Raw genomic sequence first — 11,386 nt, forward strand, 5'->3', positions numbered from 1 at the left:
GGCGCCTCAGACGAGTCCGGAGTCGTAGGCGGCGATGACCGCCTGCGTGCGGTCGCGCACACCGAGCTTGGTGTACACGCTGCTCAGATGCGTTTTGACGGTCTCGCGGCCGAGGAACAGACGAGCGGCGATCTCGGCGTTCGACAGGCCCTTGGCCGCGTACTGGAGGACCTCCCGCTCACGCTCGCTCAAATCGTCGATGCCGGGCCGCCGCTCAGCGGAGCGGGCCGAGGAGGCGGCGAGGCGGCGGATGGCCTCGGGGAACAGCAGCGCATCCGTGCGCGCCACCAGCCGCACGGCCGCGAGCAGGTCCTCGACCTTGGTGCGCTTGAGCAGGAACCCGTCGGCGCCGGCCCTGAGCGCCTGCCAGACGTAGTCGTCGCCCTCGAAGGTGGTGACCACCAGGATCTTCGGGCGCTCGGCCAGTTCGGCGGTGATGCGCTCGGTGGCCGCGATGCCGTCCACGGTCGGCATGCGCACGTCCATGAGCATCACGTCCGCCTTCCCGGCGCGGGCGATGTTGACCGCGTCGACGCCGTCGGCGCCCTGGGCCGTCACCTCCAGGTCGGTTTCGGCGCCGATGACGGCGGCGAATCCCGAGCGAATGAGCTCCTCGTCATCGATCAGCGCTATGCGCAGTGGCGTGGCCATCGTCTGCCTTTCCAGTGGTGTCCGAAGCTGAAGCCGGCGGGGCGAGGGGAATCGCGGCGCGGACGACCCAGCGGCCGTCCTCGCGCCCGGTCCGCACCCCGCCCCCGACGACGGCCGCCCGCTCGGCCATGCCGATGAGACCCCGGCCGGAGCGAGTCGAGCGCGACGGCTTCGCCGAGGGACTGTCGACGGTGACGCGCGCCAGGCCCTCGGCGATGTCGACGCTCACCCGCGCCTCGGGCCGGTCGGCATGGCGCAGCACGTTCGTCAGCGCCTCCTGGACGATCCGGTAGGCCTCGCGCGACGCCAGACCGCCCAAGGCGTCCCGGTCGCCGGTGACACGGAGGTCGACCTCGACCCCGCATTCGGCGGCGAGCGATTCGAGGTCGTGCAGGCCGCGCTGCGGGGCGCGCGATCCCGCGTCGTCCTCGCGCAGCGCCGCGATGACGGTGTCGAGCTCGGCCAGCGCGCCGCGCGCGGTCTCGCCCACGGCGCCCATGGCCTTCGCGGCGAACGCCGGGTCCGCCTTGACGAGTCTGGCGGCGGCGTCAGACTGGACGACCACCACCGACAGGGCGTGGCCGATCGAGTCGTGGAGCTCGCGGGCGATGCGGTTGCGGGCCGCGAGCTTGGCGGTCTCGGCGCGCGCTCCGGCCAGTCGATCGGCGGCGCTCTGCCCCAGCAGGCGCGGAGCGAGGCGCCGCATGCCGGCGACGGTGGCCGCGACCGTGGCGATCAGCACCACGGCCACCACCGGCCCGGCCACCAGGCCCAGCTGCGTCGGCCACCCTGCGGGCATGAGTTCGACGCTGCCGGCGTCGGTGAAGGGAATGATCAGCAGGTAGACCGCGAACGGCACCATCGCGAGCGTGACGCCCGACAGCACGCCGCCGACGGCGGCGTGAAGGGTGAACCAGCAGCCGGTGCGCCAGCGCGAGTTCCACGAACCGTCGTCGAGCGGCGTCTCGAAGCGGGCCCCGAGCAGGCGTCTCGCGGCGGTCCGCTCGACCTCGCGGTCCGGCAGCAGCAACGACGTGGCGGCCACCAGCGGCAGGACGCCGAGGAAGACGAGCGGATGGGTGACGCCGCCGAGGCCCGACTCGGGTGCGTTCCAGTTGTAGACGAGCGCGCCGACCAGCATGTACGGCATCAAGAGCGCCCCGCCGAGGATCAACCAGATCCACCCGCGATAGGTGGATCGGGACCAGAGCGGGGCAAGCAGGCGCATGGGGCCATTGTGCATTCCGCAAGCGTCGGCCGCCGGGCGACCGACGCCCTCCCTCCGACGGGCGGCCCGGCTCCCCCGCGCGGGGGAGCGCGGCCGGGGCTCACCTGTCTTCGTAGGCGTCGCGCAGCGCTTGCACGTTGATCTTCCGCTGGCCGAGCATGGCCTTCATGGCGCGCTGCGCGGCCTCGGGGTCGGGGCCGCCCACGAGGTCGTTGGCCTCGGAGGGCCAGATCTGCCACGGAACGCCGTACCGGTCGTTGAGCCAGCCGCATTCGACCTCCCGGCCGCCGCCGGCGAGCAGGGCGTCCCAGAGCCGGTCCACCTCCTCCTGACTGTCGCAGTTGACCAGCAGCGACATGGCGTGCGTGTAGTGGAACTCCCCGCCGCCGTTGATGGCGGTGAACTGCTGGCCGGCGAGCTCGAAGTCGATGACCATGGCCTTGCCGGGCTCCCCGGGTCCGACCTCGGAGTACGGCACGGTCTGGATGATCTTGGAGTCCTCGAACAGCGAGCAGTAGTAGTCGACGGCCTCTTCGGCATTGTCGTCGAACCAGAGGTTGGTGACGATCTTCTGCATGGCCTCGTCCTTTCGTGCGTTCGGCGGGACCTGACATTCGATTGCACCAGTTCAGACGAGGCCGCGCGCGAAAACTCATCGCTCGACGGCTCCCGGCGCCTCGCGGCCCGCCTTCCGCATGAGTTCGGCGAATCGGAAGGCGTTGCGCACGGCCGCGCCGCCGGGGTCGTTGTTGAAGTAGACGTAGCAGTCGGCGCGCTCGGGCCACTGCTCGTTCAGGCGGTCGCGCCACGAGCGCAGCGCCTGGTCGCCGTAGCTCGGCGGCGGCTTCGCGGTCCCCTCGTGCAGGCGCAGATAGGCCCAGGAGGCGGTGCGCCACAGCGGAGCGGCGGGGCGCCCGCGCCTGTCGGACCAGCACAGCGCGGCGTCGCGGCCGGCGAGCACGGCCCGGATCTCCTCGCTCCACCACGACTCGTGCCGAGGCTCAACGGCCACGCGCGTTCCGGAGGGGAAGCGGCCGAGGCAGCCGTCCAGCAGCTCGGGGTCGGCCCGCAGTGTCGGCGGCAGCTGGAGCAGGACTGGGCCGAGCCGGTCGCCGAGCCCGGCGGCGACGCCCATGAGCCGCTCGACCGGCTCCTCCGGCTCGCGCAACCGCTTGAGGTGTGTGAGGAACCGGCTGGCCTTCACCGCCATCGAGAAGCCCGACGGCAGCTGGGAGCGCCAGGAGGCGAAGGTCTCGCGCGTCGGGAGCCTGTAGAAGGCGCCGTTGTTCTCCACGGTGACGAAACGCTCGGCGTAGTGCTCCAGCCAGCGCCGCAGGGGCAGCCGCTCGGGATAGAGCACGCCGCGCCAGTCGCGGTACTGCCATCCGGAGGTGCCGACGAGAACGGGCATCGCCTAGTGGTTTCCAGCCCCGCGCCGAATATGCCCGCTCAGGCGATGGCGCGCGGGTCGATCTGGACGCGCACCGGCTCGGCCTTCGCGCCGGCGCGTTCGGCGCTCGCGCGGGCGAGCGCGGCCGCCAGGGCCGCACCGTCGCGGCGGCGCACGCGCAGCAGCAGCCGCTCGGTGTCCTCGTCGACCGGGATCGGGCCGATCGCCTCCGCTCCCAGATCCGCCGGCAGGTCGGCCGCGAGCTTCTCGGGCGCGCCGCACGGCCCGGTCAGGGCGGCCATCTTCATCGCGGGCGGGAAACCGAGCTCGGCGCGCTCGCCGAGCTCCTTGGAGGCGAACCAGGCCGGGTCCCACCGCATGAGCGCCTGCACCACCGCCAGTCCCCCGTCGGCGACCACCACGGCCGTGCCGTCCGGCCTCGCGAGGGCGACGGCGTTCATCCAGCGGCGCAGTGCGTCCTCGGAGGCGGTCAGGTCGGCTCGGGTGAGCAGCGCCCACGTGTCGAGCAGCAGGACCGCCCCGTAGCCGCCGGGCGCGGGCGGCTCGACGCCGGGCGTGGCGACGACGACCGATCGTCCCTCGGGTGCGGCGTCGAGCCGCTTGGCTCCGGTCGACTCGACGACGCTGGCACCGACGAAGGCCTGCGCGAGCTCCTCGGCGGTGCGCTCGGCGCCGATGACGCGGGCGCGGACCCTGCCGGAACCGCATTCGCGGCAGCGGTAGTCCTCGGGGGCGCGGCCACACCAGCCGCACACCGGTGCGCGGCGGGCGCCCGTGAGACGCAGCGGGCCCGAGCAGTGGTGGCAGACCGCGCGGGTGCGGCAGCGCTGGCACGAGACGGCGGGAACGTAGCCGCGCCGCGGCACCTGCACCAGGACCGGCTGCTCGCGGGCGAGCGCGGCCCTGGCGGCCTCCCAGGCGACGGTTGGCAGGCGCGCGGTGCCGCCCGAAGGATCGCGGGCCATGTCGGACTCATCGCCGACCGGCGCGATGCGCGGCACGGCGGCACGGACCTCCTCGCGGGCCGCGGTGATCGATGCGGCCCATTCGGCGTCCACGAGCAGTTGGGCCTGCGGGGTGCGGGCGTGGCCGCCCACGAGGCAGGCCGCGTCGGCGAGGTCGGCGCGGGTGAGCAGGACCTCGCGGGCGTGCGGATAGGGCGCGTGCCGGTCCACGTGGGATTCGTCGCCGTCGTCCCAGATCGCGACGAGACCGAGGTCCGCGACGGGCGCGAAGGCCGCGGCCCTGGTGCCGGCGACGATGCGGACCTCGCCCCTGGCGGCGCGCAGGAACGCGCGGTAGCGCTTGGTGGGCCCCATCTGGGCAGCGAGCGTCACGTGGCGGCCTGCGCCGAGCACCGCCTCGAGGGCGGCGTCGAGCCGGTCGAGGTCGGCCTGGTCGGGGACCACCAGGACCGCGCCGCGGCCCGCGGCGGCGGTGACGGCGGCGGCCTCGGCGAGCCGGGCGGGCCAGTCCTCGCCGGGCAGGGCGTTCCACACCGCTTTCGGCGACTTGGTCGCGCCGAGCGCGCGGAGGAATGCCTCGCCTGCGATATATCTCTTCCAATTATGCCGAGACGGGGCCGCCACCGGCAGCGACGCCCGAGGCGGCTCGTCCTCGACGCGCTTGCGCCGCTCGGGCACCGCCAGGCGCAGCACGTCGATGAGGGTCCCGGCGTAACGGTCGGCCACGGCGCGCGCCAGGCGCGCCGCCTCGGGCGTCAGGACGGACTGGGGCGAGACCAGCTCGGAGATCCACAGGAGCTTGCCGTCGAAGTCGGTCTCGTGCTTGACGTCGATGACGTAGCCGCCGATCTTGCGCCGCCCGAACCGGACCTTGACGCGGCAGCCTGGGCGCACGACGTCCCTCAGATCGTCGGGGATGCGGTAGTCGAAGAGCCGGTCCAGCTGCGGCAGCGGCTGGTCGATGCAGACCGCTGCGATCGCCGGAGACTCGGACATAGACCAGTTCTACCACGTGTCGAAGACCGTGGTAGAACCATGTGCGCAGCTACCGGCGGCGCAGCCGCCCACGTGTCGAAGACCGTGGTAGCACCATGTGCACAGCTGCCGGCGGCGCAGCCGCCCACGTGTCGGGGACGGTTTCGGCTCAGCCCTAATCTAGTTCACGGCTTCCTTGAGCGCCGCCGCGCGGCCGGTGGACTCCCAGGTGAACTCGGGGAGCTCGCGCCCGAAGTGGCCGTAGGCGGCGGTCTTGGAGTAGATCGGGCGGACCAGGTCGAGGTCGCGGATGATGGCCGCGGGCCGCAGGTCGAAGACCTCGCGGACGGCCTTCTCGATGCGCGCGGGCTCGACGGTCGAGGTGCCCTGCGTGTCGACGGCGATGCTCACGGGCTTGGCCTTGCCGATCGCGTAGGCCACCTGGACCTCGCAGCGCTCGGCGAGCCCCGCGGCGACGACGTTCTTGGCCACCCAGCGGGCGGCGTACGTCGCGGAGCGGTCGACCTTCGAGGGGTCCTTGCCGCTGAAGGCCCCGCCGCCGTGGCGGGCGTAGCCGCCGTAGGTGTCGACGATGATCTTGCGGCCGGTCAGGCCGGCGTCGCCCATGGGGCCGCCGATCTCGAAGCGGCCCGTGGGGTTGACCAGGAGCTTGTAGCCGTCGGTGTCGAGGTCGAGCCCCGAGACGACCGGGGCGATGACGTGCTCGGCGACGTCGGGGGCGAGCAGCGAGTCGAGCGAGATGTCCGGCGCGTGCTGGCTGGAGACGACCACGGTGTCGAGCCGGACCGGCTTGAGACCTTCGTACTCCACTGTGACCTGCGTCTTGCCGTCGGGGCGCAGGTATGGCACGGTGCCGTCTTTGCGGACCTCGGTGAGTCGCTGCGACAGCCGGTGCGCCAAGGCGATCGGCAGCGGCATCAGCTCGGGGGTCTCGCGGCAGGCGAAGCCGAACATGAGGCCCTGGTCGCCGGCGCCCTGGATGTCGAGCTCGTCGAGGTCGGTGCCGTCCACACGCGACTCCCAGGCCTTGTCGACGCCCTGGGCGATGTCGGGGCTCTGGCCTCCGATGGAGACGTTCACGCCGCACGAGGCGCCGTCGAAACCCTTCTTGGAGGAGTCGTAGCCGATGTTGAGGATCGTGTCGCGCACTATGCGGGGGATGTCGGCGTAAGCCGCGGTGGTCACCTCGCCGGCGACGTGGACCTGCCCGGTGGTGATGAGCGTCTCGACCGCCACCCGGCTCCCCGGGTCCTGGGTCAGCAGGGCGTCCAGGATCCCATCGGAGATCTGGTCGGCGATCTTGTCCGGGTGGCCCTCAGTGACCGACTCGGAGGTGAACAGGCGACGTGCCACGGCACTCCTCAACACACATCCACGCCGCGATGCGACGCTATTCGACTGACTTCGCAGCTCACAAGTCTATTCGTTCCAGATCATCCCACCAACCCGGCGCGCGGCGCCGAGGCGGTGTCAATCGCGTCCACCAGCCGGGAGTCGCGCTGCGACGGCGTCCCAGACGGCGTCCGCCACCACCGCTTTGCCGGTGCGGTCGAGCGCGTCCACGATGCCGCCCTCGTCGAAGATCGTGACCGAGTTCTCCGTGGCGCCGAACACGGCGCCGCCGGAGACGTCATTGAGCACGACAAGGTTAGCGCCCTTCTTGGCGCGCTTGGCCTGGGCGTGCTCGGGACCGTCGTGGGTCTCAGCGGCGAAGACGACCAGGACCTGGCCGTCCTCCTTGCGCTCCCCCACCGCGGCGGCGATGTCGGGCGTGGAGGTCAGGGCGAGGTCGACGTCCCCGTCGCGCTTGAGTTTGCGGTCCGAGGCCTCCTTGGGCCGGAAGTCGGCCGGTGCGGCGGCCAGGACGGCGGCGTCGACGCCGCGCACGGCCCTCAGGGTGGCGTCGTAGAGCTCGCCGGTCGTCTCGACCCGGTGCACCTCGATCCCGGCGGGGAGGGCGGCGTCGACGTGGGCGGCGATGAGGACGACCTCGGCGCCGCGCGCGGCGGCGGCGGCGGCGAGGGCGATGCCCTGGCGGCCCGAGGAGTGGTTGCCGATGAAGCGGACCGGATCGATCGCCTCGCGGGTGCCGCCGGCGGTGACCAGGACGCGCCGGCCCACCAGGTCGCGGGCCGGGGAAGTCAGAAAGCCGTTGAGCAGGGCGAACAGCGCCTCCGGCTCGGGCAGGCGGCCCCGGCCGGTGTCCGCGCCGGTCAGGCGGCCCGAGTCGGGCTCGACGACATGGGCGCCGCGCTCGCGCAGCGTCGCCACGTTCGCCCGAGTGGCCGGGTGCTGCCACATCTCGGTGTGCATCGCCGGCGCGAAGACGACCGGGCACGTGGCCGTGAGCAGCGTGGAGGTCAGCAGGTCGTCGGCGCGACCGATCGCGGCGCGCGCGAGCAGGTCGGCCGTGGCCGGTACGACGGCCACCAGGTCGGCCTGCCTGCCGAGGCGCACGTGCGGCACGCTCGAGACATCGCTGAACACGCCGGAAGCCACCGGGTGGCCCGACAGGGCCTCCCAGGTGGCTTCACCGACGAATTCCAGCGCCGCCTCGGTGGGGACCACGGTCACGTCGTGACCGGATTCCTTCAGGAGGCGAAGCAGTATGCAGGCCTTATAGGCGGCGATGCCGCCCGAAACGCCCAGGACGATGTTCAATCGCGGCGCCCTATGCCTCGGGGTCGTCGAAGGCCTTCGTCTCGAGCAGGCCCTTGTCGAGCTCGCGCATGGCGATCGACAGCGGCTTCTCCTCGGGCGTGGTCTCGACCAGGGGCCCGACGTATTCGAGCAGGCCCTCGCCGAGTTGCGAATAGTAGGCGTTGATCTGCCTGGCGCGCTTGGCCGAGTAGATCACCAGCTGATACTTCGACTGGCTCTTCTCGAGCAGGTCGTCGATCGGCGGGTTGGTGATGCCGACGGGGTCGGCGACAGTCCCTGACACGTTGATTCCTTCGTGTGCGACTCGGTACTCAGTCACGGCTCCGCAAGCGTCGCCGTGGTGTGCTCAGATGGCTCCGGACTTCACTGTTGCCGGAGAACCAAGCAACTCTACCAGCTCGGAGGCGGCCTGCTCGATCGAGACGTTCGTGATCGTGTGGTCGAACTCCGCTTCGGCGGCGAGCTCCGACCGGGCCGCCTCCAGGCGACGTTCGATCGTGGCCGTGTCCTCGGTCCCCCGCCCGGTGAGCCGGCGGACCAGCTCGTCCCACGACGGCGGGGCCAGGAATACCAAATGTGCCTCCGGCATGGCCCGCCGGACCTGGCGGGCGCCCTGCAGTTCGATCTCCAGCAGCGCCGGGAGCCCCGAGCGGAGCTGGGATTCGACGGGGCCGCGGGGGGTTCCGTACAGGTTCCCCGCGTAAGAGGCCCATTCAAGGAACTCCCCCGCGGCGATCATCGATTCGAACTGGTCGGTCGACACGAAGTGGTAGTCGGCGCCGTCGACCTCACCCGGGCGCGGCTTGCGGGTCGTGCAGCTCACGGAGAGCCAGACCCACGGGTAGTACTCCTGGATGAGAGCCTTGACACTGCCCTTGCCCACTCCGGACGGGCCGGAGAGGACCGTCAGGCGCTGGGCCGGGGCCGCGTGCAGTCTATCGATGCTCACTCGACTACTACTACCCGAGATTAGGCCTGGTCGCCCTTGAACTCATCCAGGAGGGCGGCACGCTGGTGCTCGCCCAGGCCGCGCAGGCGGCGCGAGTCCGCGATCTTGAGCTTCTCCATGATCTGCAGCGCGCGCTTGTCGCCGATGCCCGGGAGGGCCTTGAGGACGGCCGAGACCTTCATCTTGCCGGAGATGTCGTCGGTCGCGGCGGACTTGAGGACCTCCTCCAGGGTGATCTCACCCGACTTCAGCTTCTCTTTGAGTTCGGCTCGGGCCTTGCGGGCGGCGGCGGCCTTCTCGAGGGCTGCGGCGCGCTGTTCCGGTGTCAGTTTAGGGAGCGGCACGGGGTCTCCTTGCAGTCGATGGTTTCGTCCCTCTGGACCTTGACGTGCGGGTATCGCCAAAGCATACCCAGCTCGGGAAAGGTAACCCCACCATCCGACACGCCTGCGACCGGGGGTCGGGCATTCCAGTCGGGATCGGCGGCGATCATTCCCCCGTGGCGGCGCGGCACTCGTCTTGGAGCGCCTCGATCGCGCCGCGAATACTGGCCTTCGCGGGCCCCGGCTGCGCGATTTGTCGCGAATAGGACGGAATTGCGAAGTTGACCGCCGGGCCGAGGACGCGCGGAAGATCACTTGGGCGGCCCCCCTGCGCGCCCATGCCGGGCACCAGGATGGGTCCATTGAACTCCGACAGATCGTGAGAGGTGTCACGTTGTTGGACCGTCGTGTGGGTGATTCCGTAAGTCGACTCACGCAGCCTGGCCTCACCCTCGCTCGCGCAGGCGCCGACGGTGGCGCCCATGACGACCCCCAGCGAGCCCATCGGCTCGGCGTCGCCGTTGAGCGCGCCGATCTCGTCGATGATGCCCTGGGCGACCGACTTCCCGTCGCGGCGCTTCGCGAGCTGCACCTGCTTGCCCTCCGGGTTCGAGGTGCGGGCGAGCACGAACACGCCCTTGCCGTGGGCGGCGGCGAGGTCGAAGGCGGGCTGGAGCGAACCGGTCCCGAGGAACGGGCTGGCGGTGATCGCGTCGACGACCAGCGGCGAGGCGGGGTCGAGATAGGCCTGGGCGTACGCGGCCATGGTCGAGCCGACGTCGCCGCGCTTGACGTCCAGGATCACCAGCGCGCCGGCCCGGCGCGACTCGGCGACGACCCGCTCCAGCAGCGCCACACCGCCGGAGCCGAAGCGCTCGAAGAACGCCGACTGGGGTTTGACGAAGCCGACCGAACCGGCGCAGGCCTCGACCATCGTCATCGCGAACCGCTCGGCCCCGGCGAGGTCGTCGTCGAGGCCCCAGTACTGGAGCACGGCGCCGTGGGGGTCGATCCCGGCGCAGAGCGGTCCGCGGGCCGCGAACATGTGGTGGGCCCTGGCGCCGAAATCCTTGGTTGCGGGCACGGGTACTTCCTTTCAGAGGGACGGGTCTCTCAGGAGCTGATGCTGGTCTGGCGATGGCGGCGCCGCCCGGCGGACAGCCGTTTGTAGCGGCGGACGCTCCGCCGCACCAGCGACGGCCCACCGTAGACGAGTCCGGTGTAGATCTGGACGAGGCTCGCACCGGCGTCGAACATGGCCGCGGCGTCGTCGGGCGTCATGATGCCGCCCGAGCCGATGATCGGCAGCCGTCCCTCGGTCTCCCGGTGGACGAAGCGCACGATCTCCCGCGAGATCTCCGTCAGCGGCCTGCCCGACATGCCGCCGGGCTGGGCGGCCACGGCGTCCTCGCTCGGATCGACGGCGTCGCGTCCGATGGTGGTGTTCGTGGCGATCACGCCGGACACGCCGGTCGCCAGGCACACCTCGAGCAGCTCGAGGATGGCCGGCTCGGTCAGGTCCGGGGCGATCTTGACGAGCACCGGGTGCGGGGGTCTGCCGGCCGCGAGCCGCTCGCCTTCGACGCGGAGCGCGCCGAGCAGCTGCCGGAGCGCGTCGGCGTCCTGCAACTGCCGCAGGCCGGGTGTGTTCGGCGAGGAGACGTTGACGGCGAAGTAGTCGGCGAACGGATAGAGGACCCGCATGGAGTGCAGGTAGTCCTCGGTGGCCGACTCGATCGGTGTGGCCTTGGACTTGCCGATGCTGATGCCCAGGGGGCAGTTGACGGGCGGCGCGGCGGCGAGCCTGGCGGCCAGCGCCTGCGCGCCGTCGTTGTTGAAGCCCATGCGGTTGACGAAGGCCTCGGACTTGGGCATGCGGTAGAGCCGCGGCCGGGGGTTGCCCGGCTGGGCGTGGGCGGTGACGGTGCCGATCTCGGCGAAGCCGAAGCCCAGCGCGGGCCAGGCGCCGATGGCGGCGCCGTGCTTGTCCATCCCGGCGGCCAGCCCGATCGGGTTGGGGAACGGGATGCCGCAGACGGTGACGGGGGCGCTCGCCTGGTTGAGCTTGATGAGCGCGTTGCGGGCCTGCGGTTGGACGGACAGGCGCGAGAGCCAGCGCAGCGTGGTCTCGTGCGCGGCCTCGGCGTCGCCCCGGCCGATCCGGAACAGGACCGGCCGAGCCAGTTTCTGGTAGAGCATCAT

General features: G+C 71.6%; 12 protein-coding genes. All 12 read right to left on the reverse strand.

All coding sequences use genetic code 11. The features are described 5' to 3' along the window. Window positions 1-6 precede the first annotated feature (6 nt). The 12 genes from ACYVK3_RS14475 to ACYVK3_RS14530 all read right to left on the reverse strand — a co-directional run bounded on the left by ACYVK3_RS14475 (window position 7) and on the right by ACYVK3_RS14530 (window position 11,383). Window positions 7-651, reverse strand: coding sequence for a transcriptional regulator (locus ACYVK3_RS14475; protein WP_460498033.1), 645 nt, complete (start codon window positions 649-651; stop codon window positions 7-9). Beyond that, complete coding sequence (locus tag ACYVK3_RS14480; RefSeq protein WP_460498034.1) at window positions 617-1,879, reverse strand: sensor histidine kinase; 1,263 nt, start codon at window positions 1,877-1,879, stop codon at window positions 617-619. Before ACYVK3_RS14480 ends, ACYVK3_RS14475 begins: the two co-directional genes overlap by 35 nt. Window positions 1,880-1,979: 100 nt before the next feature. After that, window positions 1,980-2,456, reverse strand: coding sequence for a VOC family protein (locus tag ACYVK3_RS14485; protein ID WP_460498035.1), 477 nt, complete (start codon window positions 2,454-2,456; stop codon window positions 1,980-1,982). A 75-nt stretch (window positions 2,457-2,531) separates the two neighbouring features. Continuing rightward, a complete protein-coding gene (locus ACYVK3_RS14490; RefSeq protein ID WP_460498036.1) occupies window positions 2,532-3,290 on the reverse strand; it encodes a DUF72 domain-containing protein in 759 nt (252 codons plus the stop codon). Between the two features lie 38 nt (window positions 3,291-3,328). Continuing rightward, the gene (locus ACYVK3_RS14495; RefSeq protein WP_460498078.1) at window positions 3,329-5,218 is read right to left on the reverse strand and encodes a primosomal protein N' family DNA-binding protein; all 1,890 of its coding nucleotides are present in this window, start codon (window positions 5,216-5,218) and stop codon (window positions 3,329-3,331) included. 192 nt (window positions 5,219-5,410) lie between these two features. Further along, window positions 5,411-6,604 (reverse strand): methionine adenosyltransferase, encoded by a 1,194-nt coding sequence (gene metK, locus ACYVK3_RS14500; protein ID WP_460498037.1) that lies wholly within the window; start codon window positions 6,602-6,604, stop codon window positions 5,411-5,413. Between the two features lie 117 nt (window positions 6,605-6,721). Then, window positions 6,722-7,912, reverse strand: a complete 1,191-nt coding sequence (gene coaBC / locus ACYVK3_RS14505) for a bifunctional phosphopantothenoylcysteine decarboxylase/phosphopantothenate synthase (protein WP_460498038.1) — start codon at window positions 7,910-7,912, stop codon at window positions 6,722-6,724. Window positions 7,913-7,922: 10 nt separating this feature from the next. Then, complete coding sequence (rpoZ, locus tag ACYVK3_RS14510) at window positions 7,923-8,195, reverse strand: DNA-directed RNA polymerase subunit omega (RefSeq protein ID WP_026923083.1); 273 nt, start codon at window positions 8,193-8,195, stop codon at window positions 7,923-7,925. Between the two features lie 63 nt (window positions 8,196-8,258). Next, a complete protein-coding gene (gene gmk / locus ACYVK3_RS14515; protein ID WP_460498039.1) occupies window positions 8,259-8,861 on the reverse strand; it encodes a guanylate kinase in 603 nt (200 codons plus the stop codon). Window positions 8,862-8,881: 20 nt separating this feature from the next. Further along, window positions 8,882-9,205 carry an integration host factor, actinobacterial type gene (mihF, locus tag ACYVK3_RS14520; protein WP_460498040.1) on the reverse strand — a complete coding sequence of 108 codons (324 nt, stop codon included), beginning with the start codon at window positions 9,203-9,205 and terminating at the stop codon, window positions 8,882-8,884. A 145-nt stretch (window positions 9,206-9,350) separates the two neighbouring features. After that, complete coding sequence (pyrF, locus tag ACYVK3_RS14525; RefSeq protein WP_460498041.1) at window positions 9,351-10,268, reverse strand: beta/alpha barrel domain-containing protein; 918 nt, start codon at window positions 10,266-10,268, stop codon at window positions 9,351-9,353. Window positions 10,269-10,297: 29 nt separating this feature from the next. Next, entirely contained in the window at window positions 10,298-11,383 is a 1,086-nt protein-coding gene (locus ACYVK3_RS14530) for a quinone-dependent dihydroorotate dehydrogenase (protein WP_460498079.1), read from the reverse strand. Window positions 11,384-11,386: the final 3 nt, after the last annotated feature.

The organism is Glycomyces tarimensis (assembly GCF_054776215.1).